Raw genomic sequence first — 24,048 nt, forward strand, 5'->3', positions numbered from 1 at the left:
AGAGCCCAGGCCTCTCCCCATGTCACCTGGTGGCCCGCGGACCGCCCCGGTGGCGGCCGATCAGGCGCACGGCTCGCTTTTCCTCACGAACCTCCTTACGGATTATGCCAGTTGACGCATGCAGTGAGGCTCAGGGAAACAGGGTGTGCGCCGTCACACCTGTGTGGTGTGACGGCACACTCGGGCGGAGGCCGCCGGCGGTCAGAGCGCCAGGAGAGCGACGATGGCAGGGCCGAAGGCCGCGCCGAGGAGGTAGGCGAGGTTGAACAGGCCGATGGCCGGAGGACGCTGGTCATCGGAGACGGCCGAGGTGGCGTGCACCGCGAACGCACCCTGGCCCGATGCCGCCGCGATCGACGTCAGGGCCTGGGCCGCCAGCAGAACCGCGGCCGAGGTGCCGGCGATCGCCAGCGCCACTCCCGCCAGGGCGAGACCGACCAGCGCGACGATCACGACCCGCCGTCCCGTCCGCGCCGAGACCGCCACCACGAACCAGGACAGGGCACCACCCAGCAGCAACGGCCAGACCATGGCGACACCGATCTCACTGGTGGACCACGACGTGTGATCCTCCAGCCGCTCCGGAATCGCGTACATCATGCCGAAGTTGACCACCGCCAGGCACAACGCGAGACCCGCCGAGACCAGGAAGCCAGGGGTGCGGACCAGGCCGGCGGGGACGAAGCCCCGAGGCCGTGCGCGCACGTGGGCGGCCAGCAGTCCCGCGGCGAGGACGGAGCAGACACCGGCCACCAGCGGCTTGTGCGGCACGAACACCAGCGCGGTGACCAGCGCGGTCAGCAGCACCGCGCCCAAGGGGTCGAACGGTTCCCGCCCTGCTGGAGCGCCGTGCCCACAGCGGGCCGCGGCGAAGGGCACGGCCACCACACTCAGCACCGGCAGCGCCAGGGTGGCCTGCCAGGACAGGACGTCGTTGACGAGGGAACCGGCCAGCGGGGCCGTCGAACCCACCACGGCGAGCGAGGCGGTGACCAGCCCCATGGCGCGGGGCGAGCCGGCGAGGCTCATAGCCGCGGCCGTGAGGCCGGCCGTGCCGAGCCCCATCAGAGCGGTGCCCAGGACGAGGACCGGGAGGACGGGTATGCCGGCCACCAGGCCCGCTCCCAGCAGGACGAGCAGACCGCACACGGTGAGTGCGCTGCGCGCCCCGCGGCGGTCCAGCAGCCCCGCCAGCAAGGGCGTTCCGACCGCTATGCCCCAGCCGAACGCGGTCACCGTCCAGGTGGCGGACCCGGTCGAGACGCCCAGATCCTTCGCGGCATCGTCCAGCACCAGGGCCGGGCCCGCGATGCCGAAGGACAGCGGGCCGGCCATGAGGGCGAGCCAGAGGGCCGAGGGCCCGTGGAAGGGGCCGCGGGTATCGGTTGTCCGAGGTTCTCTGCCCGGCTCGGCGGGACCCGGGGCGCCGGACTCGGCGAGTGAGTTGCTCATCTGTGCTCCCTGAGCGGTCGGTTGTCGCTGGACCACCCTGGCCCGGTCCGGCGTGCAGCCCTTCGGGGGAGAAGGCGCCGGCCGGGCCAGGGAGCCGGGATGGGGCGGGAGGCAGGGGCGGGGCGGGGCGGGCCGGGCGCCCGCCCCGTGGCCCCACGGCCACCCGCCCGGTCGGTCAGCCGTCCAGCGTCGGGTAGTCGGTGTAGCCCCGGCTGTCGCCTCCGTAGAAGGTCTCCGGGTCGGGCGTGTTGAACGGGCCGCCGGCCTTGATCCGTTCGGGGAGGTCGGGATTGGCGAGCCACAGCGAGCCGATGCTCACGGCGTCGCAGAGGCCCTCTTCGAGAACCGCCTCGGCGGCCTCGGGCGTCACCGCGGCCTCTTCGCCCGTGGCGTGCGGGTTGAGGATCAGCACACCCGGCCACTCCCGCCGGATCAGCTTCGTGATGTCACGGCCGCCGAACTCCATGAGGTGGACGTAGGCCAGGTTGAGCGGCGCCAGGGCGCGGATGAGGGCTTCGTACAGCGCGGCCGGGTCGCTCTCCGCGATGCCGTTGGTCGTGTTGGCCGGGGAGAGGCGGATGCCGACCCGCTCGGGACCGATCGCGTCACCGACCGCCTGGGCGACCTCGACGGCGAACCGGATGCGGTTGTCGATGCTGCCGCCGTAGGCGTCGGTGCGCAGGTTGGTGTTGTCGGCGAGGAACTGGTGGATCAGGTAGCCGTTGGCGCCGTGCAGCTCCACACCGTCGAATCCGGCGTCGATCGCGCACTTGGCGGCCGCGATGTGGTCCTCGACCGCCCGGGCGATGTCCTCCAGGTCCATGGCCCGGGGCGTCGGGTGGTCGAGCATGCCCTCCGGCGTGTACATCCGGCCGCCCGAGGCCACCGCCGACGGCGCCACGGGCAGCGAGCCGTCCGGGTAGAGGCTCGGGTGCCCGATGCGGCCGGAGTGCATGATCTGCACGAAGATCCGGCCCTGCTTGTCATGCACCGCGTCGGTGACCCGGCGCCATGCCTCCACCTGCTCGGGCGTGTGGACGCCCGGTGTGTCGATGTATCCCTGCCCGATCACGCAGGGCTGCGTGCCCTCGGTGATGATGAGACCCGCTGCCGCGCGCTGTGCGTAGTACTCGGCTGCCAGCGGGGTCTGTACGCCGTCCCTGGCCCGACTGCGCGTCATCGGCGCCATGACGAGCCGGTTGGGCAGCGTCAGCTTTACCAGGGGCAGCGGTTCGAAAAGGTGGCTCACAATCTCCTCCATCGGGGAACCGGCTTGTTCCACAGGGTAGGAACGGGGACGGGCGGTCCGAATCAGTAAGATTTCTTAAACCGGATACGTATGTCGGCACGGCTTGCCTACCGGTGGGCCGCATCACGGGGAGTGGGGGCAGCTACGTGCTGTACGGCAGGTCCACCGAGCTCGCGGCGCTTGAGGAACTGGCCGCCCGGGCCCGAGAAGGACGCAGCGGTGCCCTGGTCCTGCGGGGCGAGGCGGGCATCGGGAAGACGGCTCTGCTCGACCGGGCGGCGCAGTCGGCGTCGGCGTCCGGCATGCGGGTCCTGCGGGTCACCGGGATCGAGCCAGAGGCTGACCTCGCCTTCGGTGGACTGCTGCAGCTGCTGTGGCCGGTGCAGGAACGGCTGAACGAGTTACCCGAGCCGCAGGCGGAAGCCCTGCGGGCGGTCCTCGGGACCGGGCGCACCCGGACGCAGGACCGGTTCCTGACCGGGCTGGCCGTGCTCACGCTCCTCGCGGACCTGGCCGAACAGGGACCCTTGCTCTGCCTGGTGGACGACGCCCAGTGGCTGGATCAGGCCACCTCCGACGCGCTGCTCTTCGCCGCCCGCCGGCTCGCCGCCGAGCAGGTGGCCATGGTGTTCGCGACCCGGGAGGAGGGTTTCACCGCCCCCGGCCTCACCGAGCTGCGGCCCTCCCGGCTGGACACGGGCGACGCGGTGAGCCTCCTCGCCGGACTCGGTCTGGCACCCACCCTGCGGGACCAGGTCATCGCAGAGTCCGCCGGGAACCCGCTGGCGCTCATCGAGTTCGGGGCCGCCCGCCGCGACGACCCCGGCAGGTTCACCCCCGTGACGGTCGCCGACCGGGTGCTGTCGTCGTACCGCACCCAGATCGCCGGACTCCCCGAGAGGACGCGGCTGGCGCTGCTGTTCGCGGCGGCCGAGGGGCGGGGCGACCTGCCGCTGCAGATGAAGGCCGCCCGCACACTGGGCGTGGGCCTGGAAGACCTGGAGGACGCGGAGCGCGCGGGCCTGATCCAGGTGACCGAGAGCACCGTCGTGTTCCGCCACCCGCTGATAGGAACCGCCGCCTACCAGGGCGCCATGCTGGCCCGGCGGATCGCCGTCCACCAGGCGCTGGCCGACGCAGCGGAGGACCCCGACTGCCGGGCCCGGCACCTGCCGCTCGCCACGACCTCCCCCGACGACGGTGTCGCGGCCGAACTGGTCGCCGCCGCCGAGCGGGCCGCCGACCGCAGCGCCTACGCCGCCGCCTCGCTCCTGCACCAGCAGGCCGCCCGGCTCACCCCCGACCGGCGCGCACAGGTCCACCGGCTCGCCGACGCGGCCACCTGCGCACTGAACGCCGGACACGTCGGCCAGGCCCGGGACCTCACCGAGCAGGCCGAGAAGTCGACCGCCGGGCCGGAGGATCTGGCCCGGCTGGCCCCCGTGCGGGCCGCCGTGATGTTCGAATCCGGACACCAGCGGGAGGCCGCCCGCCTGCTGCTGCGGCGGACCGACGCCGCCGGATCCGAGCTGGGCCCGGCCATGCTCCGCACCGGCGCCACGTACGGCTGGTTCGCCGGCGACGCGGACTCGGTACGCGAGGCCGCCCGGCGACTGGCGTCCCTCGGGGAAGGCGACCCGATGGTGGAGGGCATGGCCTTACTCGTCGACGACGACTACGGCCGCGGACTGCCCCTGCTGAAGGACGCCGTCGCCGCCGGCCAGGACGGCTCGGACGCGACACGCACGCGCGCCCTGCACAGCGCCGTCCTGCTCGGGGACGACGCCGCGGCGATGGAACTGGCCGCTACGGAGGTGGCTCGCTGCCGCGCGCACGGCCTCATCGGTGCCCTGCCCCGGACCCTGCACCTGCTCGCGGAACGCCAGGTGCTGGCCGGGGCGCACCGGGACGCCGAGGCGTCGGTGGCCGAGGCCATGGAGATCGCCCGCGACACCGGGCTGCGCGAGCGCATCGCCTGGCTCAACGGCGTTCCCGCCCGGATCGCGGCGATCGAGGGCGACGAGCAGCGCTGCCGCGACCTCATGCGGGACGTTCCCGACGTCGGCCGGGTGGCCGGCGAGAGCGCCCTGAGCCTGCTGGAACTGGCGTACGGCGACTACGAGGGGGCCCTCGGCCGACTGGAGACCGCCGTCGGCCCGGGACCGCAGCGCCACATGGCGATGGCCATGGCCACCGTCGCCGATCAGGTGGAGGCCGCGGTACGGCTCGGGCAGTCCGAGCGGGCCGAACGGCCGATGCGTGCCTTCGAGGGCTGGGCGCGGGCCGGCCGGCAGCCGTGGGCGCTGGCGGTGGCCCACCGGTGCCGGGCGCTGGTCGACGGGCGCGAGGAGGACTACCGGGAGGCGGTCCGGCTGCACGGACAGGGCCGGCGGCCCTTCGAGCGGGCCCGCACCGCGCTGCTGTACGGGGAATGGCTGCGCAGGGACAGGCGGCGCAGCGAGGCCCGTGCCTCGCTCCGGTCGGCCCTGGAGCACTTCGAGCGACTGCGTGCCACGCCCTGGGTGGAGCGGGCTCGGGCGGAGTTGCGGGCGGCGGGTGACACGACGACGGGTGCCAAGGCGACCGCGGAGAACGTCCTCGACCGGCTGACCCCGCAGGAACTGCAGGTGGTCCGGCTGGCAGCCGACGGCAACAGCAGCCGGGAGATCGCCGCGCAGCTGTTCCTCAGCCGCAGGACCGTCGAGCACCACCTGTACAAGGCCTATCCCAAGCTCGGCGTCGGCTCCCGGCGCGAGCTGGCCCGGCTCAACCTGGTGTGAGCGGAGCGGATCTGACAGATCCGCTCCCGATCTGACAGATCCGCGACGGCGTCTGGGGCGTTCGCGGACGAGGCCCGGGCGGTTTTGGAAGAATCCGTGACCATGATGCGTGCTGCGTACATTGAACAGCTCGGCTCTCCGGACGTCATTCGTTACGGTGATCAGCCCACGCCGGAACCCGGGCCGACCGACGTCTTGGTGGACGTCACGGCCGTCTCCGTCAACCACGTCGACACGTTCGTACGCTCGGGCGCCTGGCGAACCCCCCTCACCTTCCCCTTCGTCATAGGGCGGGACCTCGCGGGCACCGTCGCCGCGGTCGGCGCCGGTGTCCACCGGTTCCGGCCCGGAGACCGGGTGTGGTGCAACAGCCTCGGCCACGACGGCCGTCAAGGGGCCGCCGCCGAGCACGTGGTGGTGCCCGTCGACCGGCTGTACCGACTGCCGGACGGGGCCGACCCCTATGAGAGCGTGGCGCTGGCCCATCCGGCCGCGACCGCCTACCTCGGACTGTTCACCCACGGGCGGCTCCGCTCGGGTGAGACCGTCGTCGTGGTCGGCGCGGGCGGAAACGTGGGGAGCGCGCTGGTGGTGATGGCAGCCGCCGCGGGTGCCCGGGTCGTCGCCGTCGCCTCCGCGCGGGACGCCGGGTACTGCCGCGGACTCGGCGCCGACCACGTCGTCGACTACCGGGATTCCGACGTGCTCGGGCGCATCCGCGCCGCTGCCCCGGCGGGCGCCGACCTCTACCTCGACGCCTCCGGCACCAACGACCTGGAGACCGCGGTGGACCTCCTCGCGGGCCGGGGCCGGATCGTGCTGCTCGCCGGACTGCACACCAAGCCCGTGCTGCCGGTGGGACCGCTGTACCTGAGGGACCGTTCGATCCACGGCTTCGCCATCTCGCACGCCACCGCCGGGGAGCTCGCCGAGGCCGCCAGCGCCATCAACCGTCTCGTCGCCGACGGGAGTCTGCGGCCCCGGGCGATCGAGCGGCTGCACCTGAGCGAGGCCGCCGAGGCCCACCGCCGGCTGGAGGAGGGCAAGGTGCGCGGAAAACTCGTGCTGAGCGTGACCGCCGAGGACTGAGCCGGCCGCGGTGAACGGCGCCAAATGCAAGAATTCGGACCTGACAAATGAGAAAGCCGGTCTTTGACCGGCGCCGGACGCCCTCGACAGAATTCTGCACATGACTCAGTCAATCATCGACACCTCGCCGCTGTTCGATCTCAGGGCCGACGTTCATGTTTCCGCGACCCCGCTGGCGGTCTACTCCGTCGTCAGCGATCTGCCGCGCAGCGCCGAATGGAGCCCCGAATGCCGGGGCGGCACCTGGACCTCCGGCGAACCCTCCACCGTCGGCGCCGTCTTCCGGGGCGAGAACCTCCGCAGCGAGGACGTCGTCTCCTGGGCCCCCCTGGTGCGCGGCGTCTGGCACACCGAGTGCCGCATCACCGCCGCCGAGCCCGGCCGCACCTTCCGGTGGATGATGCTCAGCCACGCCAGCGAGGACCAGGAGAGCATCTGGGGCTTCGACATGGCGCCCGCGGAGGACGGCTGCGTGCTCACCCACCACTTCCGCATGGGCCGGGCGACCGCCGGCATCCACAAGATCGTCGCCGACCTGGACGAGGACGACCGCAAGCGATTCATCGCCGACTGGACCGCCAAGCTCGAGCAGGACCTCGACGCCACACTGAAGCGCATCAAGGACGTCATCGAAAAGCGGTGACAATTCCCCGGTGATCCGTACGGGAGCCTGAATTCAAACGGCCCGCCGCACGGCTGAGGAACAGTCACGGCGGATGAGAGGGTGGGCAGATGTTCCTCCAGCGCATCGGAAACAAGGGAATTCGGCTGGGCACGCTCTTCGACCGGGCCGCGGCCCGGCACCCGGCGAATCCCGTGATTCTCGACCATGATCTCGACGTAGCTCCGGAGCGCGGGCGCCGCATGACGCTCACGGAGGTCGCCGACCTCGTCGACGACCTGGCCTCCCGGCTGTGGGCGGCCGGCGTCCGGCCCGGGGAGCGCGTGGTCGTCCACAAAACCAACGGGTTCGACATCACACTCCTGGCCTGCTCCACGGCCCGGATCGGCGCCGTCCCGGTCCTGCTGTCCCCCAAGCTCGACGGCGCCACCGTGTGCGAGCTGGTGCGCCGCGTGGACCGGCCCTACCTGGTGACCGACCAGGACAAGCTGGACCACCACCTACCCGCCGAGATCTTCGGCCTCTCCCGGCAGGTGCTCCTGGCCTCCGGTGGCCACGACGAGGCCGTCACGCTCGCCTCGCTGGCCGGCTCCACCCGGGTCGCGCCGGTGACCATGCCCCCGGACCACCCGACGCTGGTCACCCACACCTCCGGCACCACCGGAACGCCCAAGCTGGCGGTGCACACCGGGCGCACCTTCCAGGCCCGTTACCGCCCTCAGGGCACGGTGGCCTCCCTGGTGGGCCGCAGCGAACCGGTGGCCATCCACGTGTCGTTCGTGCACTCGCGGATGTTCACCGCCATGCCCATCACGATCCTCCAGGGACACCCGCTGATCATCCTCCGGGACGACGACCCGGAGGTCGTGGCCGAGGTGTTCCGCCAGGCCCCGCCCGGCCTGATCGAGGCGCACCCCAACACGTTCCTGCGCTGGGAGGTGCTGGTCGACGACCCGCGCCGGCCGCTGGCGAACGTGAAGTACTTCAGCAGCACCTTCGACGCCATCCACCCGCGCACCGTGCACCTGATGCTGACCGCGTCCCGCCGCGAGTCGCCGCAGTTCGTCCAGATGTACGGGCAGAGCGAGGTGGGCCCGATCGCCGGGCGCACCTACTCCAAGAAGCGCGGCGCGGACGCCGACGGCCGCTGCGTGGGCTCCCCGTTCCCCGGCATGACGGGCGTCCGCGTGGTCAGCCGGGACGGCAGGCGGCCCACCAAGTCCAACCCGGGCTACATCGAGGCCCGTTCCGACGGGCGGATCGTCACCTACCTCGGTGAGCACGAGCGCTGGGAGAAGCAGGCCGACAGCGAGTGGTGGCGCATGGGCGACCTGGGCTACCGCACCAAGTGGGGCTGCCTGCACCTGCTGGACCGGGAGGTCGACGAGATCGAGGGCATCGACAGCACCCTGGAGATCGAGGACACCCTCTTCGCCCGGATACCGGAGCTCGTCGAGGTCATCATCGTCCCGGACGAGGACGGCAGGCCCCTGCCCGTCGTGTGCACCCGCGACGACAAGCCGCTCGACCTGGCGGCCTGGAAGTCCGGGGTGGCCGGTCTGCCCGCGATGGCGGATCCCGTGCAGTGGAAGCTCGACGACCTGCCGCAGACCGCCACCACCAAGATCAAGCGGCTGGAGCTGGCCCGGCTGCTGAAGTCGGAGCGGACGGACGTGTAGGTCCCGGATCCCGCACCGCCGCCTCTTCGGGGCGCGGGCCCATCCCCACGTGGGCCCGCCCCCCCGTCACCCCACGCACGGCGGCCCCGCGCCACGCGCCGGGCCGCCGTCCCCAGCCGAGGAGTTGCACCCGATGACGGCACTGCGCGCCTCCCGACGCCGGATCGAGCACTGGGACCCGGAGGACGAGGAGTTCTGGGAGCGCACCGGCAAGCACGTCGCCCGACGCAACCTCGTCCTGTCCGTCCTCTCCGAGCACATCGGGTTCTCGATATGGAGCATGTGGTCGGTCCTGGTGCTGTTCATGTCACCGGCCATCGGCCTGGGCTTCGCCCCGAGCGAGAAGTTCCTGCTGGTGGTCACCCCCACCCTGGTGGGCGCGCTGCTGCGCATGCCCTACAGCCACGCCGTGACCCGCTTCGGCGGGCGCGACTGGACCGTCTTCAGCTCGGCCCTGCTGTTCGTACCGGCCCTGCTGGCGCTGTACTTCGTCCAGCAGCCCGGCACACCCCTGTGGGTGTTCCTGCTCATCGCCGCCACCGCGGGCGTCGGCGGCGGCAACTTCGCCTCCTCGACCACCAACATCGCCCACTTCTTCCCGCGGCGGCACCAGGGCTGGGCGCTCGGCCTCAACGCCGGCGGCGGCAACCTGGGCGTCGCCGTCATCCAGCTCGTCGGCCTGCTGGTCATCGCCACCGCGGGCGACACCCATCCCGCCTACGTGATCGCCGCCTACCTGCCGCTGATCGCGCTGGCCGCCCTGCTCGCGGCGCTCGGCATGGACAACGTCGACACCGGCCCGGCCGCGTCCGGCGTCCTGCGCGAGGCGGTGGGCGAACGGCACACCTGGTGGATCTCGCTGCTGTACCTCGGCACGTTCGGCTCGTTCATCGGCTACGGCTTCGCCTTCGGGCTCGTCCTGCAGAACCAGTTCGGCTCCACACCGCTTCAGGCCGTCGGCTACACCTTCCTGGGGCCGCTGCTCGGCTCCCTGTCCCGGCCGCTCGGCGGCCTGCTCGCCGACCGCTTCGGCGGAGCGCGGGTCACCTACTGGAACTTCCTCGCCATGGGAGCCGGCACCCTGCTGCTGCTGATGGCCTCGGCGCGCGACTCCCTCGCGCTGTTCGTAGCCGTGTTCACGGTGCTGTTCGTGCTGAGCGGCCTGGGCAACGGGTCCACATACAAGCTGATCCCGGTGGTCTTCGCCGGGCAGGGGGAGGCCGCCGTCACCGCCGGCCAGGACGCGACCGAGGCCTTCGCCCGTGCCCGGCGCCTGACCGGCGCGGTCATCGGCATCGCCGGTGCCGTCGGCGCCCTCGGCGGCGTCGTCGTCAACCTGGCCTTCCGGGCGTCCTACGGCAGCCAGGGCACGGGCGAGCCGGCCTTCTGGTTCTTCCTCGTCTTCTACGCGGTGTGCGTGACCGTCACCCGCCAGGTCTACCTGCGTTCCCCGCACGGCACTTCGCCAGGCGGCGGGCGGAAGGCGCGGCGGGCCGGGCACGGGGCCGCCGAGCAGTCGGAGGTCAGCCGTGCCTGACACCGCGCCGCGCGGCAGCGTGGCCACGCACTGCCCGTACTGCGCCCTGCAGTGCGGCACCCTCCTCGGCCACGACGCCCGGGGCACCGTGGTGGAGCCCTCCGACTTCCCCGTCAACGACGGCAGCCTGTGCCAGAAGGGCTGGACCGCGCCCGCCCTGCTCGACGTCCCGGACCGGCTGCGCCGGCCCCTGGTGCGGGGCGCGGACGGCCGTCTCGCCCCGGCCGACTGGGACACCGCGCTGGACACGGTCGCCGCGCGGCTGCGCCGGATCCGCGACCGGCACGGGCCGGACGCCCTCGCGGTGTTCGGCGGGGGCGGCCTGACCAACGAGAAGGCCTACCTGCTGGGCAAGTTCGCCCGGCTCGCCCTCGGCACCAGCCAGATCGACTACAACGGCCGGTTCTGCATGTCCTCGGCCGCCGCGGCCGGGAACGCCGCGTTCGGGCTGGACCGTGGGCTGCCGTTCCCCGTCGCCGACCTCGACGCGGCGGCCACGATCCTGCTCGCCGGCGCCAACCCCGCCGAGACCATGCCGCCGTTGATGCGGCATCTGCGCGGGGCGGACCTGATCGTCGTCGACCCGCGCCGCACGAAGACCGCCGAACGGGCGGCCCTGCACCTGCAGCCGGTGCCCGGCACCGACCTCGCGCTGGCACTGGGACTGCTGCACATCGCCGTGAGCGACGGCTGGTGCGACAAGGGCTACGTCCAGGAGCGCACCACCGGCTTCGACGCGGCCTGGCGGCGCGCCGTCCTCTGGTGGCCCGAGCGCGTCGAACAGGTCACCGGCGTCCCCGTCGCCGAACAACGCGCCGCCGTGGAGCTGCTGGGCGAGGCACGCCGGGCCTACGTGCTGACCGGGCGGGGCGCCGAGCAGCACAGCAAGGGCGCCGACACCGCCGCGGCCTTCATCAACCTCGCCCTCGCCCTGGGCCTGCCAGGCGTCGCCGGCAGCGGCTACGGCTGCCTGACCGGACAGGGCAACGGCCAGGGCGGCCGCGAGCACGGGCAGAAGGCCGACCAGCTCCCCGGCTACCGCATGATCACCGACCCGCAGGCACGGGCCCACGTCGCCCGGGTCTGGGGCACCACACCGGACGCCCTGCCCGGCCCCGGCCGCAGCGCCTACGAACTGCTCGACGCGCTCGGCACCGAGGGCGGCCCGCGCGCCCTGCTGGTGTTCGGCTCCAACCCGCTCGTGTCCGCGCCCCGTTCCGCCCACGTCGCCGACCGGCTGGCCGCCCTGGACCTGCTGGTGGTGGCCGACTTCGTGCCCTCGGAGACCGCACGCACGGCCGACGTGGTCCTCCCCGTCGCCCAGTGGGCCGAGGAGGAGGGCACCCTGACCAATCTGGAGGGCAGGGTGCTGCGCCGTCGCCGGCTGCTGTCCCCGCCTCAGGGCGTGCGCACCGACCTGGAGGTCCTGCACGGCCTCGCGGTCCGGCTCGGCGAGCCGGCCCACCGCTACCCGACCTCGCCGCGCCGGGTCTTCGAGGAGCTGCGACGCGCCTCGCGGGGCGGCAAGGCCGACTACTCCGGCATCAGCTACGAGCGCCTGGACGCGGGGGAAGCTCTGCACTGGCCCTGCCCCGAACGTCTGGACGGACAACCGCATCCCGGGACGCCCCGCCTCTTCCTCGACGGCTTCGCGACCCCCGACGGGCGCGCCCGGTTCGCCGAGGTCGACCACCGCGACCCCGCCGAGACCCCCGACGCCGAACACCCCCTGTACGCCACCACCGGCCGCGTCCTCGCCCATTACCAGTCCGGCGCGCAGACCCGCCGCGTACCCGAACTCAACGACGCCGAGCCCGAACCGTTCGTGGAAGTCCACCCCGACACCGCCGAACGCGCCGGGCTGCGCGAGGGCGGCACGGCCCGTGTCACCTCGGCCCGCGGCACCACGATCGCCCGGGTGCGACTGGTCGGCAGCATGCGCACCGACACGGTGTTCCTGCCGTTCCACCACCCCGGGGCCGGCCGGGCCAACCTGATCACCAGCACCGCCCTCGACCCCCGCAGCGGGATGCCCGAGTTCAAGGTCTGCGCCGTGCGGATCGAACCCGGCACCGAGGCTTCGTGAGGCCCGCCATGCCCGACACGCACCACGTCCTCGTCGTCGGCCACGGCCCCGCGGCCCACCAGTTCGTCGAACGGCTGTCCCGGCTCGGCCACCCGGGCCCGGTCACGGTCCTCGGCGCCGAGCCGCGGCCCGCCTACCACCGGGTCCTGCTCACCTCCGTCCTCGACGGCACCCTCACCGCCCAGGACCTGACCCTGCCCCACCCGCCCGACGGCGTGCGCGTCACGCCCGGCGTCACCGCCACCGCCGTCGACCGCGCCCGCCGCCTGGTCCATACCGACACCGGCCGGACGTTCCCCTACGACCGGCTGGTGCTGGCCACCGGCGCCCGGCCCCGCGTCCCGCACCTGCCCGGCCTGCTCACCGCCGATGGCCGGTGCGCCGAGGGCGCCACCACCCTGCGCACCACCGACGACGCCGAACGGCTCGCGGAGGGGTCCGTGGTGGTACTCGGCGGCGGTGTCCTCGGCACGGAGACCACCCTCGCGCTGCGGCGCGCCGGCCGCGACGTCACGCTCGTGCACCGCGGGCCGCACCCCATGGACGACCGGCTCGACGACGCGGCGGGCGCCCTGCTCGCCTCTCACCTCCGCTCCGCCGGGGCCCGCCTGCTCCTGGGACGCGCCGCCGCCGAGTACCGGCCCGGCAAGCTGCTCCTCGACGACGGCGAGATCCTGCGGGCCGACGTGCTCGCGCTGTGCACCGGCGCCGCACCCGAGACCGCGCTCGCCCGGCGGGCCGGACTGGCCGTTCGCACGGGGGTGGTCGTCGACCGGCACCTGCGCACCAGCGATCCGTACATCCACGCCATCGGGGACTGTGCGGAGTTCGGCGGCGAGGTCCCCGGACTCGTCACGACCGCCTGGGAACAGGCCGAGACCCTCGCCCGGATCCTCACCGGACACGACACGCACCACCGCCCCGCCCGGCCAGTGCTGCGCCTGAAGGCGCCCGGCCTCGACCTGGCCTGCCTCGGCCCGCCCCGACCGCCGCACGCCGACCGGCACATCACCCTGTCCGACCCCGCCTGTGGCCGCTACGCCGCTCTCACCCTGTCCGGGGAGCGCGTCGCGGGAGCGGTCCTCGTCGGACTGCCGCGCGCCACCGCCGCGCTCGCCCAGCTGTACACCCGCGGCCTGCCGGTGCCCTCCGACCGGTTCGGGCTCCTGCTGGGCATCGCGTCCGGGCAAGGGTCCGCCCGTGTCGAACTGCCGGACGCTGCCGTGCTCTGCCACTGCAACCACGTCACCAAGGCCGACCTGCTCCGCGCCTGGCACGACGGTGCCCGCGACCTGGCGGGGATAGCCGCCGCGACCCGGGCCACCACCGGCTGCGGCGGCTGCGCGGACGACGTGCGCCTGGTCCTCGCGTCCACGACCGGAGGGAACAGCGCCCCATGACCCCCACCCCGCGCACCCTGGTGGTCGTCGGGCACGGCATGACCGGCCACCGCCTGATCGAGCACCTGCGCGCCCACGACCGGCAGGGCACCTGGCAGGTCGTCGTCCTGGCCGAGGAACCCCGCCCCGCCTACAACCGGGTCGCGCTGTCGTCCTACCTGGAGGGCAGGAGCGCCGCCGACCTCACTCTCGCGGACCGCGCCTTCCTCACCGATCCCCTGGTGGAGCTGCGCACGGCTGCCCCGGTGACCGGCATCGACCGGCGGGCCCGCACGGTCACCACCGCCGCCGGCACCGTCATCCGCTACGACGCACTCGTCGTGGCCACCGGGTCGCGGCCGTTCGTACCCCCCGTCCCGGGGCGCGACCTGCCCGGCTGCTTCGTCTACCGCACCTTCGACGACCTCGACGCCCTCCGTGAGGCGGCACGCGAGGGCCTCTCCGGTGTCGTGGTCGGCGGAGGCCTGCTCGGCCTGGAGGCCGCAAACGCGCTGCGGCTGCTCGGGCTTCGCCCCCACGTCGTGGAACTCGCGCCGCGCCTGATGCCGGTGCAGCTCGACGACGGGGGCGCACGCGTGCTCACCCGGCTCGTCACCGGTCTCGGACTGCGGGTGCACTGCGGTACGGCCGTCCGCGAGATCCGCCCGGCCGCCGACGGCCGGGTCGGCGGGGTCACCCTCACCGACGGCACCGCGCTCGACGCCCGGCTGGTGGTGTTCTCCGCGGGCGTGCGCCCCCGCGACGAACTGGCCGGACCCGCCGGACTCGCCACGGGCGAACGCGGCGGCTTCCTCGTCGACGACCTGTGCCGCACCGAGGACCCGCACATCTGGGCCGTCGGCGAGTGCGCGGCTGTCCGGGGCCGCACCTACGGGCTGGTCGCCCCCGGCTACCGGATGGCCGAACTCGTCGCCGACCAGCTGCTCGACCGCCCCGCGACCCCCTTCGCCGACCCGGACACGGCCGCCAAGCTCAAACTCCTCGGCGTCGACGTGGCCAGCTTCGGTGACGCCCACGCCGTGACCGAGGGCGCCGTGGAGTACGTCCTGCGCGACGACACGGCCGGCACCTACGCCAAGCTCGTCCTCGGCCCCGAGGGGCGGGTCCTGCGCGGTGGTGTGCTCGCCGGCGACGCCACCGCCTACCGCACGCTGCGCGCCCTGACCGGCCGCGAACTGAACGCCCCGCCGGACCGGCTGCTGTCCGCGCCGGGCCCCGGCGGCCCGCCGCCCCCGCACCGCGCGGCGGACGCGGCCTGACTTGACGGAGTAGTGACCGGCGGTTGGCGGCCGGCCCGGCACCGGGGCGACGATCACTGTGCCCCGTGATGCGCCGCGTCGCCCCCGACCACCACCGAGGCGGGAAATGAGGTTCACCAGATGCCCAGTCGCACAGTGGTCGTCCGGACGACGGCGGGACGAGTGGCCGGAGAGCGGGCCGACGGACTGACCGTCTTCCGGGGCGTGCCCTACGCGGCCCCGCCGGTGGGCCCGCTGCGGTTCTCGTCGCCCCGGCCGCCCGAGCCGTGGCAGAACGTACGGGACGCCACCGCCTTCGCGGCCCCCTCCCTGCAGGGCGACTACCTGCCCGACAGCAGCGAGGACAGCCTCTACGCCAACGTGTGGACCCCGGACGTGGCGGGCCGCCTGCCGGTCCTCGTCTACATCCACGGCGGCGGCTGGATGCTCGGCGCGGGCAGCGAGCCCGACTACGACGGTGCCCGCACCGCCGTCCACGGCCGCATGGTCGTCGTCAACTTCAACTACCGCCTCGGCGTGTTCGGCTGGGGCCTGCACGAGGACCTCACCGACCCGCGTTCGGGCGCCTGCGCGAACTGGGGCCTGCAGGACCAGGCCGCGCTGGTGCGCTGGGTCCGCGACAACGCCGCCGCGTTCGGCGGCGACCCGGACAACATCACCGTCTCCGGCACCTCGGCGGGCGGCTCCAGCACCTGGCAGCTCGCCCTGCTGCCCGAACTGCGCCGCGTCATCAAGAGGATCATCCCGATCAGTGTCAAGCACGTGTGGGAGCCCGCCAGTTCCACCACGCCCAGGGAGTCCCGCGAGGTCTACCGTCACCTGGCGCGCCACTTCGGCACCACCGTGCCGGGCCTGCGCGCCGTACCGGCCACCGAACTGCGGGACGCCTTCGACGAGGTGTACGCGGGCAGCCCCACCGAGCGGTCCGTGCAGGGTGGACGCGAGTACCGCGGGCCGATCGTCGACGGGCGGTGGATGCGCGGCTACGACCACGCCCTGCCCACCCCGCGCATCCCGATGATGCCCATCTACTGCCGCACCGAGGGCTCCTTCTTCACCACCGGACCCGGATACCCCTACCCCGGCCCGCACCCGGCCGACGACTCCGGACTGCGCGCCGCCGTCCGCGAGGTCCTCGAAAAGGGTGCCGTCAAGGTCACCGACGCGCAGGTGGACGACTGCGTCGCCCACTACAGGCGGGCGTCCGAGGCGGAGGGCCTGCCCCGGGACCCGGTGTCGGTGTGGACACAGGTGTGGGGCGACGGGCTGTTCCGCTACCAGATCGTGCGGCTGGCCGAACGGCACGCCCGCGAAAGCGACCCCGCCGCCTCGCCGCAGTACCTGATGGAGTTCGCCCACCCGCTCAAGCCGCCGTACGCCGGCACCACCCCGCACGAGGCCGTCGCGAAGTTCCTCTTCGGCACGTTCGCGCTGCCGGTCAACGCACCCGCCTACGGGGACGGACCACTGGAGCGGCGGATCTCGGACACGCTGATCGACCTCGTGGCGGCCTTCGCCCGCAGCGGGACACCGAGCAGCGAACACGCGCCCGCCTGGCCGGTGTTCAGCCCGGACCGGCCCACCGTGATGGTCCTCGGCGGCGAGCGGGTGGCGCGGGTCGGCACGGTGTCGGCCCAGCCCCACCTGACGTACTGGGACCGCGCCGGCTGGGTGCCGCGGCCCTGAGCACCACTCCATCCCCCCCGCCCTGCACCACTACAGGAACGAAAGGACTGGGACTTCATGTGCGGACTCGCAGGCTGGGTCGCCTACGACCACGATCTGTCGGTACACGGCAGCACGGCGTCGGCCATGACGGAGACGCTGGCGTGCCGGGGCCCCGACGACCGCGGTGTGTGGATCTCACCGCACGCCGTCCTCGGGCATCGCCGGCTCTCCATCATCGACCTGGAGGGCGGCCGCCAGCCCATGCACGTCACCGGTGAGGGCGACGGCCTCCCCGTCCTCGTGTACACCGGCGAGGTGTACAACTACCGCGAACTGAAGGAGGAACTCGCCGGTCTCGGCCACACCTTCCGCACCTCCAGCGACACGGAGGTGGTGCTGCACGCCTACCTGGAGTGGGGCGAGCACTTCGCCGAACGCCTCAACGGCATGTACGCCCTCGCCCTGTGGGACCCGCGCACCGAGGAACTCCTCCTCGTCCGCGATCGCATGGGCGTCAAGCCCCTGTTCTACTACCCGACGCCCGACGGTGTGCTGTTCGGTTCCGAGGCCAAGGCCATCCTGGCGCACCCCGACGCCGAGGCGGTCGTCGGCCGCGAGGGCCTGGCGGAGATCTTCGCCATCATCAACACCCCTGGCCACGCCGTCTTCAAGGGCATGCACGAGGTGGTGCCCGGCACGGTCGTGCGCTTCCACCGCGGCGGCCACACCACCCGCACCTACTGGGAGCTGGAGGCCCGTCCGCACACCGACGACCTCGACAGCACCGTCACCCGCGTCCGTGAGCTCCTCGAGGACATCATCGAACGCCAGCTCATCGCGGACGTCAAGGTGGGCACCCTGCTCTCCGGCGGCCTCGACTCCAGCGCCATCACCGCGCTCGCCGCCAGGGTCTTCCGCGACCAGGGCAAGCAGGAGCGCATCAAGGCCTTCTCCATCGACTTCAAGAACAACGAGGAGAGCTTCCGCGGGAACGGCATCTGGATGGACCCGGACACGCCGTACGCCGTCGACGTCGCCCGCCGTTCCGGCGCCGAGCACGTCATCGTCGAGCTGGAGAACCACCACGTCCTCGACGAGGACGTGCGCGCGCGGGTGCTGCGCGCCCAGGATCTGCCCATCTCCACCGGCGACATGGAACACTCCCTCTACCACCTGTGCAAGGCCCTCAAGGAGCAGGTGACCGTCGCCCTGTCCGGCGAGACCGCGGACGAACTCTTCGGCGGCTACAACTGGTTCTTCGACAAGGAGGCCGTGGAGGGCGACACCTTCCCCTGGTACGACGCCTGGCGCCGGCTCGGCGGCCTGGACACCATGAAGGAGATCGGCCTGTGGGACCGGCTCGGCCTGGACGAGTACGTCGCCAAGCGGTACGCCGAGGCCCTCGCCGAAGTGCCCCGCCTGGAGGGTGAGTCCGCCCAGGAGGCACGGATGCGGGAGCTGTCCTACCTCAACATCAGCCGCTGGGAGAACTTCCTGCTCGACCGCAAGGACCGCATCAGCATGGCCGCCAGCCTGGAGGTGCGGGTGCCGTTCACGGACCACCGGCTGGTGGAGTACGTCTTCAACGTGCCGTGGGCGATGAAGACCTTCGACGGCCGCGAGAAGAGCCTGCTGCGCGCCGCCGCGAGCCACGTCCTGCCCAAGTCGGTGCTGGAGCGCAAGAAGAGCCCCTACCCGTCCACCCAGGACGTGGAGTACGTGAGGGCTCTGCGCGCCAAGGTCGAAGCCCTGCTCGACGGCTCCCCCGTGCTCGACCTCGTGCCGGCCGAGGGCATCCGCAAGCTGCTGGACAAGCCCGTCGAGTCCTACGCCAGTCTGGGCGGCCTGTGGGGCATGCGGGCCGTGATGGAGCGCCTGGTCGAGTTCGACGCGTGGGTGAAGGAGTACGACGTCCGCCTGGAGTGGTGACACACCCACCGGAGCGGCGTGCGGCGCGCGGCACCCGGACGGGCCGCGCGCCGCACCGTCGTGCGCACCGACCCCCTCTCGCACCGGCGGAAGGACGCTCATGGACACCACGCTCATGGACACCTCTGGCCTGCCCCTCCTGGTCGACGACTCCCCGGAGTGGGGCAGCAAGCACCTCGACCTCGACGCCTACCTCGCGCGCGTCGGCTACCGGGGGCCGCGCGAGGCCTCGCTCGCGGCGCTGCGCGCCCTCCACCGCGCCCACCGGGACTCCGTCTGCTTCGAGAACGTCGACATCGCCCTGGGACGCACGGTCTCCCTCGACATCGACGCCGTCCAGCGCAAGATCGTCCAGGCGGGCCGCGGCGGCTACTGCTACGAGACGAACCTGCTGTTCGCTGCCGCGCTGGACCGCTTCGGCTTCCCGGTCACCCGGCTCCTGGTCCGCATCCGCGAGGGCAGCGCCAAACGCCGGTTCCGCTCCCACACGGCCCTGCTGGTGCGGGCGGACGACACGGTGTGGCTGGCCGACCCCGGCTACGGCTACGCCGCACTCATCGAACCCCTCGCTCTGCGGCCGGGCGCGGAGGACACCGTCGCCGGCTGGTCGTGGCGGCTGGCGACCAAGGACGGCCACTGGCTCCTGCAGTACCGGCGGCCCGAAGGCTGGTTCGACATCTACGCCTTCCGCACCGAACCCCAGTACGCCGTCGACTTCGAGGCCGCCCATTACGTCAGTTCCACTCGCCCCGGCTCGCCCTTCGTCGGGCAGCTCGTGGTCCAGCGGGCCACCGACGAGGAGCGGTACCGGCTGAAGAACACCGAGTTCATGACCGAGTACCGCAACGGTGAACAGCGCCTGCATGTCCTCGACCCGCACGAGGCCGTGGACGTCGTGCGGACCACGTTCCGGCTCCCGCTCACGGCAGAGGAGGAGCGGATGCTGCGCGACTTCCTGGCCTCCCGGCGGTGACGGCGCCTCCCATACGAGAACTCCCCGCCTGAGGGCGGGGAGTTCTCGCATGGGGCTGCGGGCTCGCGCCTCTCACGGGGCCAGCGCAGCGAGCACGGCCTCCGCGACACCGTCCGGGGTGCACCTGCTGGTGTCGACCACAGCCCGGGCGACCTCCGTGTACAGCGGACGGCGTGCCAGGGCCAGCGCACGCCACCGCCGCTGCGGATCACCGGCCAGCAGCGGCCGCCCCGGGTCCCGGCCGATCCGCCGGACCGCCTCGTCGGCGTCCACGTCGAGGAACACCACCGGCCGACCGGCCAGCAGCGCGCGGGTCCGCGGACCGAGGACCGCGCCGCCGCCCAGCGCGAGCACGCCGTCGTGCTCGGCGAGGGCGCGGGCCACCGCCCGCGCCTCGACGGCCCGGAAGGCGGCCTCGCCCTCGTTCGCGAAGATCTCGGCGATGGTCCGGCCCTGCTCGGCGACGATGTCGTCGTCGGTGTCCCGGTAGGCGACCCCGAGCCGCTCGGCCAGCAGCTGCCCGACGGTGGACTTGCCCACGCCCATCGGGCCGACCAGCACGACCAGCGGCCCGCTCATCGGATGGCGAGATGCTCGAGGTACGAGGTGACGTTACGGCGGGTCTCGGGCACCGAGTCACCACCGAACTTCTCCGCCACCGCGTCCGCGAGCACCAGCGCCACCATCGCCTCGGCGACGATCCCCGCCGCCGGAACCGCGCACACGTCGGAACGCTGGTGGTGGGCCTGGGCGGCCTCACCGGTGGAGACGTCGACCGTTCGCAAGGCCCGCGGCACGGTCGCGATGGGCTTCATCGCCGCCCGCACGCGCAGCAGTTCGCCGGTGCTGAGACCACCCTCGGTGCCGCCCGAGCGGCCCGAGGCCCGTCTGACGCCTTCCTCGGTGGCGAGGATCTCGTCGTGCGCCTCGGAGCCCGGCACGCGGGCCAGTTCGAAGCCGTCACCGATCTCGACGCCCTTGATCGCCTGGATGCCCATGAGCGCGCCGGCGAGCCGGGCATCGAGCCTGCGGTCCCAGTGCACGTGCGAACCCAGTCCCACGGGCACGCCGTAGGCCAGGATCTCCACCACACCGCCGAGGGTGTCCCCGTCCTTGTGGGCCTGGTCGATCTCGGCGACCATCGCCTTCGACGCGTCCGCGTCCAGACAGCGCACCGGATCCGCGTCCAGCCGCTCCACCTCCGCGGGCGTCGGGTACACCCCCTTCGGAGCCTTCGCGGACGCCAGCTCCACCACATGGGAGACGATCTCGACGCCGGTGGTCTCCTTGAGGTACGAGCGGGCCACCGCACCCAGCGCCACGCGGGCGGCGGTCTCCCGCGCCGAGGCACGCTCCAGGATCGGCCGGGCCTCGTCGAAACCGTACTTCTGCATCCCCGCCAGATCCGCGTGCCCGGGGCGCGGACGGGTCAGCGGCGCGTTGCGCGCCAGGCCCTCCAGGATGGCCGGGTCGACCGGATCGGCCGCCATGACCTGTTCCCACTTGGGCCACTCGGTGTTGCCCACCATGATCACCACCGGGGAACCGAGCGTGAGACCGTGCCGCACACCTCCCGGGAAGGTGACCTCGTCCCGCTCGAACTTCATCCGCGCACCGCGCCCATAGCCCAGGCGCCGCCTCGCGAGATGATCCGCCACCATGTCCGTGGTGATCGGCACGCCGGCGGGAAGACCCTCCAGCGTCGCGACGAGTGCGGGACCGTGGGACTCACCCGCGGTCAGCCAGCGCAACCTGCTCAACGGTGCCGCGCTCCTTTCTGCTGGCGCCGGGGAGGACCCCGTCCGTGCCGCGCAGGACCTCCTTGATCAGGTCGCCGATGATGCGCACGCCGTCCTGGGTGAGCACCGACTCGGCGTGGAACTGCATGGACGCGAAGTGCGGGCCGCGCAGCGCGTGCACCTCGCCGGTGTCGGGATCGCGGCTGACCTCCACCACGCCCACCCCCTCGCACTCGGTCTTGTCCTCCTCGGCGCGGGCGGCGAAGGTGTTGTAGAAGCCGACCCGTTCCGGGGTGCCGAACAGGTCGATCTCACGCTGCACGCCCTGGTTGGGGACCACCCGGGGCACCAGCGGGAAGCCGAGCAGCGTGCACAGCGTCTGGTGGCTGAGGCAGACGGCCAGGAACGGGTACCGCTCGTCCAGCAGGGTGCACGTCTTGGCCCGCAGATGGGCGATCTTGGGGTGTCCGACGTCGCGCGGGTCGCCCGGGCCGGGCCCCATCACGACGAGGTCGTATCCGTCGAGCGAGTACGGCTCGTCGAAGCGGCGGACCGTCACCCGCAGCCCCAGCGACCGCAGTTGGTGGTCGAGCATCGAGGTGAAGGTGTCCTCGGCGTCGACGACCAGGACCCGGCGGCCGTTCAGCGCCGGATCCGGTTGCTCCGCCGCGCCGTCGCCGGCCAGCCAGAAGCCGGCGAGGGCGGCGTTGCGCTGCTCCAGTGCCGACCGCACCCGCGGGTGGTCCGCGAAGCGGGAGGGCCCGTCGCCCTCGATGGCCGAGAGCAGGCCCGCCGCCTTCGCCGCGGTCTCGGCGACCTCGCTCGCGGGGTCGGAATGCCGCACGAGCGTCGCGCCGACCCCGATCCGCAGCCGTCCGGTTCCGTCGATGTCGGCGGTACGGATCAGGATGGAGGAGTCCAGGGCCTGGTCCCCGTGCTCGTCGCGGCCGATCAGGGCGAGGACGCCGCTGTAGTAGCCCCGGCCCTCGGGCTCGTACCGGCTGATGACCCGGCAGGCGTTCTCCAGCGGGCTGCCGGTGACGGTCGGGGCGAAGAGCGTCTCGCGAAGGATGTCGCGGGGGTCGCGCGTGCTGTGCCCCTCGATGAAGTACTCGGTGTGAGCGAGGTGGGCCATCTCCTTGAGGTAGGGCCCCACCACCCGGCCGCCCGACTCGCAGATCCGGGCCATCATCTTCAGTTCCTCGTCCACGACCATGTACAGCTCGTCGGCCTCCTTGCGGTCGGCGAGGAAGTCGAGCACCTGCGGCAAGGTCGGGCCCGTGGAGGGGTAGCGGTAGGTGCCGCTGATCGGGTTCATCACCGCAGTGCCCGCCTGCAGGCTGATGTGGCGCTCGGGGGAGGCGCCGACGAGCGTGCGGGAGCCGGTGTGCACCAGGAACGTCCAGTGTGCGCCGCTCTCGCGTTGCAGCAGCCGCCGGAAGACCGCCAGGGCGTGCCGGACGGTGTAGCCGGTGATGTCGGCGGTGTAAGTGCGCTTGATGACGAAGTTGGACCCCTCGCCGGTGCCGATCTCGTCCCGGACGACCCGGCGGACGGTCTCGGCGTATGCGTCGTCCGGGGTGTCGAAGGAGCCGCCGGACAGTTCCACGGGCAGGTCGGGGATCCTGGTCAGCACCTCGGCGACGGGCACGGTGGCCTGGCCGGTGACGGTCATCGCGACGAGCGGGGTGCCGTCGTCGGGGCAGTCGTACCCGCGCTCGGCGATCTGCTGGTAGGGCACGAGGGCCAGGACCTCGTGGCGGGGGCCGCCGGCCGGACGGGGGGCGTCGGGCAGGGGGAGTTCGGCCAGGGTGCGCGGCTCACTGGTCTCGCCCACGACGACGTCCAGCACGCCCGGGCCCGTCGCCCCGGGGCGGTGCAGCAGGGCGTAGGCGGCCGGGGGCCGGTCACCCAGGATCCGGCCGAGCAGGTCGCCGCTCGCGGTGCCGGTCATGCCAGGACCTCCTTGGTGGTGATGACGACGGCGCAGCGCTGCGCCGCGTACTCCAGGGCCATCCGGTGGTGGTACTCGGAGAAGTCGGCCGTCGCGTCGGCCACCAGGAACGGCTGGATGTCGTGGGTGAACGCCTCGATGGCGGTCATCAGCACGCCGACGTGCGCGTACACGCCGCACAGCACCAGCTGGTCCCGGCCGGCGGCGCGCATCCGCTCCAGCAGGTCGGAGCGGAAGAAGGCGCTGTAGCGCCACTTGGTGAGCTGCCAGTCGCCGGGGGCCGGGGCCAGTTCGTCGACCACCTGCCGGTCAGCGGGGGCGGTGCGCATGCCCGGGCCCCAGAAGTCCTTCAGCAGGCCCCTCTGTTCGTCGGTCATGCCGCCGGGCTGGGCCGTGTACGCCACCGGCATGCCGAGCCCGGCGCAGTGGTCGCGCACCAGGCGGGCGTTGCCGACCAGTTCCTCGCGCAGCCCCTCGGGGAGGGGCCGCAGGAAGAAGCGCTGCATGTCGTGGACCAGCAGCACGGCGCGGTCCGGGTCGACGGACCACCGGGCGACGTTGCCGGGCAGGTCGCCGGCCGTCGGCATCGGGTAGGGGGTGATCTCGGGTATGCCTGCCATGGGCTGTTTCTC

17 protein-coding genes are annotated in these 24,048 nt (G+C 72.8%); 11 read left to right on the forward strand and 6 right to left on the reverse strand.

The window, feature by feature from the left end; translation table 11 throughout:
* Positions 1 to 201 precede the first annotated feature (201 nt).
* Entirely contained in the window at positions 202 to 1,452 is a 1,251-nt protein-coding gene (locus tag ACFW6P_RS10170) for an MFS transporter (protein WP_386357889.1), read from the reverse strand.
* A gap of 175 nt (positions 1,453 to 1,627) precedes the next feature.
* Positions 1,628 to 2,701: an alkene reductase gene (locus ACFW6P_RS10175; protein WP_386357888.1), complete on the reverse strand. Its 1,074-nt coding sequence runs from the start codon at positions 2,699 to 2,701 to the stop codon at positions 1,628 to 1,630.
* A gap of 113 nt (positions 2,702 to 2,814) precedes the next feature.
* Between ACFW6P_RS10175 and ACFW6P_RS10180 the strand changes: the two genes are divergently transcribed.
* The 11 genes from ACFW6P_RS10180 (at position 2,815) to ACFW6P_RS10230 (ending at position 19,723) form a co-directional block, all read left to right on the forward strand.
* Positions 2,815 to 5,481, forward strand: a complete 2,667-nt coding sequence (locus tag ACFW6P_RS10180; protein WP_386423376.1) for an AAA family ATPase — start codon at positions 2,815 to 2,817, stop codon at positions 5,479 to 5,481.
* A gap of 105 nt (positions 5,482 to 5,586) precedes the next feature.
* Positions 5,587 to 6,570: an NADPH:quinone reductase gene (locus ACFW6P_RS10185; protein WP_386357920.1), complete on the forward strand. Its 984-nt coding sequence runs from the start codon at positions 5,587 to 5,589 to the stop codon at positions 6,568 to 6,570.
* Between the two features lie 100 nt (positions 6,571 to 6,670).
* Positions 6,671 to 7,213 (forward strand): SRPBCC family protein, encoded by a 543-nt coding sequence (locus ACFW6P_RS10190; protein WP_386357884.1) that lies wholly within the window; start codon positions 6,671 to 6,673, stop codon positions 7,211 to 7,213.
* 89 nt (positions 7,214 to 7,302) lie between these two features.
* Positions 7,303 to 8,871 (forward strand): class I adenylate-forming enzyme family protein, encoded by a 1,569-nt coding sequence (locus ACFW6P_RS10195; protein ID WP_386357882.1) that lies wholly within the window; start codon positions 7,303 to 7,305, stop codon positions 8,869 to 8,871.
* A 133-nt stretch (positions 8,872 to 9,004) separates the two neighbouring features.
* Positions 9,005 to 10,408, forward strand: coding sequence for a nitrate/nitrite transporter (locus tag ACFW6P_RS10200; RefSeq protein WP_386357881.1), 1,404 nt, complete (start codon positions 9,005 to 9,007; stop codon positions 10,406 to 10,408).
* On the forward strand, positions 10,401 to 12,494 hold the full coding sequence (locus ACFW6P_RS10205) for a molybdopterin oxidoreductase family protein (RefSeq protein WP_386423378.1): 2,094 nt from the start codon (positions 10,401 to 10,403) through the stop codon (positions 12,492 to 12,494). The genes ACFW6P_RS10200 and ACFW6P_RS10205 overlap by 8 nt, the downstream gene beginning before the upstream one ends.
* Positions 12,495 to 12,502: 8 nt before the next feature.
* The gene (locus tag ACFW6P_RS10210) at positions 12,503 to 13,894 is read left to right on the forward strand and encodes an FAD-dependent oxidoreductase (protein WP_386423380.1); all 1,392 of its coding nucleotides are present in this window, start codon (positions 12,503 to 12,505) and stop codon (positions 13,892 to 13,894) included.
* On the forward strand, positions 13,891 to 15,153 hold the full coding sequence (locus ACFW6P_RS10215) for an FAD-dependent oxidoreductase (protein ID WP_386357875.1): 1,263 nt from the start codon (positions 13,891 to 13,893) through the stop codon (positions 15,151 to 15,153). The genes ACFW6P_RS10210 and ACFW6P_RS10215 overlap by 4 nt, the downstream gene beginning before the upstream one ends.
* A gap of 120 nt (positions 15,154 to 15,273) precedes the next feature.
* On the forward strand, positions 15,274 to 16,839 hold the full coding sequence (locus ACFW6P_RS10220) for a carboxylesterase/lipase family protein (RefSeq protein ID WP_386357873.1): 1,566 nt from the start codon (positions 15,274 to 15,276) through the stop codon (positions 16,837 to 16,839).
* Between the two features lie 57 nt (positions 16,840 to 16,896).
* Complete coding sequence (gene asnB / locus ACFW6P_RS10225; protein ID WP_386357871.1) at positions 16,897 to 18,750, forward strand: asparagine synthase (glutamine-hydrolyzing); 1,854 nt, start codon at positions 16,897 to 16,899, stop codon at positions 18,748 to 18,750.
* Between the two features lie 100 nt (positions 18,751 to 18,850).
* The gene (locus ACFW6P_RS10230) at positions 18,851 to 19,723 is read left to right on the forward strand and encodes an arylamine N-acetyltransferase (protein ID WP_386357869.1); all 873 of its coding nucleotides are present in this window, start codon (positions 18,851 to 18,853) and stop codon (positions 19,721 to 19,723) included.
* Between the two features lie 72 nt (positions 19,724 to 19,795).
* Here ACFW6P_RS10230 and ACFW6P_RS10235 read toward each other — a convergent pair whose 3' ends face one another.
* Genes ACFW6P_RS10235 through ACFW6P_RS10250 form a run of 4 tightly spaced genes read right to left on the reverse strand, consistent with a single transcriptional unit; the run spans position 19,796 to position 24,036 of the window.
* On the reverse strand, positions 19,796 to 20,302 hold the full coding sequence (locus ACFW6P_RS10235; RefSeq protein WP_386357867.1) for a shikimate kinase: 507 nt from the start codon (positions 20,300 to 20,302) through the stop codon (positions 19,796 to 19,798).
* A complete protein-coding gene (gene aroC, locus ACFW6P_RS10240; protein ID WP_386423382.1) occupies positions 20,299 to 21,483 on the reverse strand; it encodes a chorismate synthase in 1,185 nt (394 codons plus the stop codon). The genes ACFW6P_RS10235 and aroC overlap by 4 nt, the downstream gene beginning before the upstream one ends.
* A complete protein-coding gene (locus ACFW6P_RS10245) occupies positions 21,452 to 23,416 on the reverse strand; it encodes an anthranilate synthase family protein (protein WP_386357864.1) in 1,965 nt (654 codons plus the stop codon). Before ACFW6P_RS10245 ends, aroC begins: the two co-directional genes overlap by 32 nt.
* Positions 23,413 to 24,036 carry an isochorismatase family protein gene (locus ACFW6P_RS10250; protein ID WP_386357862.1) on the reverse strand — a complete coding sequence of 208 codons (624 nt, stop codon included), beginning with the start codon at positions 24,034 to 24,036 and terminating at the stop codon, positions 23,413 to 23,415. Before ACFW6P_RS10250 ends, ACFW6P_RS10245 begins: the two co-directional genes overlap by 4 nt.
* Positions 24,037 to 24,048 lie beyond the last annotated feature (12 nt).

The organism is Streptomyces sp. NPDC058741, from assembly GCF_042746715.1.
Classification (GTDB): Bacteria; Actinomycetota; Actinomycetes; order Streptomycetales; family Streptomycetaceae; genus Streptomyces.

What these genes read in the sequence shown, in the direction of transcription:
- ACFW6P_RS10250 (WP_386357862.1), bottom strand. Translation starts at nt 24,036, where the DNA reads ATGGCAGGCATACCCGAGATCACCCCCTACCCGATGCCGACGGCCGGC.
- ACFW6P_RS10245 (WP_386357864.1), bottom strand. Translation starts at nt 23,416, where the DNA reads ATGACCGGCACCGCGAGCGGCGACCTGCTCGGCCGGATCCTGGGTGAC.
- ACFW6P_RS10220 (WP_386357873.1), top strand. Translation starts at nt 15,274, where the DNA reads ATGCCCAGTCGCACAGTGGTCGTCCGGACGACGGCGGGACGAGTGGCC.
- ACFW6P_RS10210 (WP_386423380.1), top strand. Translation starts at nt 12,503, where the DNA reads ATGCCCGACACGCACCACGTCCTCGTCGTCGGCCACGGCCCCGCGGCC.
- ACFW6P_RS10200 (WP_386357881.1), top strand. Translation starts at nt 9,005, where the DNA reads ATGACGGCACTGCGCGCCTCCCGACGCCGGATCGAGCACTGGGACCCG.
- ACFW6P_RS10190 (WP_386357884.1), top strand. Translation starts at nt 6,671, where the DNA reads ATGACTCAGTCAATCATCGACACCTCGCCGCTGTTCGATCTCAGGGCC.
- ACFW6P_RS10235 (WP_386357867.1), bottom strand. Translation starts at nt 20,302, where the DNA reads ATGAGCGGGCCGCTGGTCGTGCTGGTCGGCCCGATGGGCGTGGGCAAG.
- asnB (WP_386357871.1), top strand. Translation starts at nt 16,897, where the DNA reads ATGTGCGGACTCGCAGGCTGGGTCGCCTACGACCACGATCTGTCGGTA.
- ACFW6P_RS10170 (WP_386357889.1), bottom strand. Translation starts at nt 1,452, where the DNA reads ATGAGCAACTCACTCGCCGAGTCCGGCGCCCCGGGTCCCGCCGAGCCG.
- ACFW6P_RS10230 (WP_386357869.1), top strand. Translation starts at nt 18,851, where the DNA reads ATGGACACCACGCTCATGGACACCTCTGGCCTGCCCCTCCTGGTCGAC.
- ACFW6P_RS10195 (WP_386357882.1), top strand. Translation starts at nt 7,303, where the DNA reads ATGTTCCTCCAGCGCATCGGAAACAAGGGAATTCGGCTGGGCACGCTC.
- ACFW6P_RS10215 (WP_386357875.1), top strand. Translation starts at nt 13,891, where the DNA reads ATGACCCCCACCCCGCGCACCCTGGTGGTCGTCGGGCACGGCATGACC.
- ACFW6P_RS10185 (WP_386357920.1), top strand. Translation starts at nt 5,587, where the DNA reads ATGCGTGCTGCGTACATTGAACAGCTCGGCTCTCCGGACGTCATTCGT.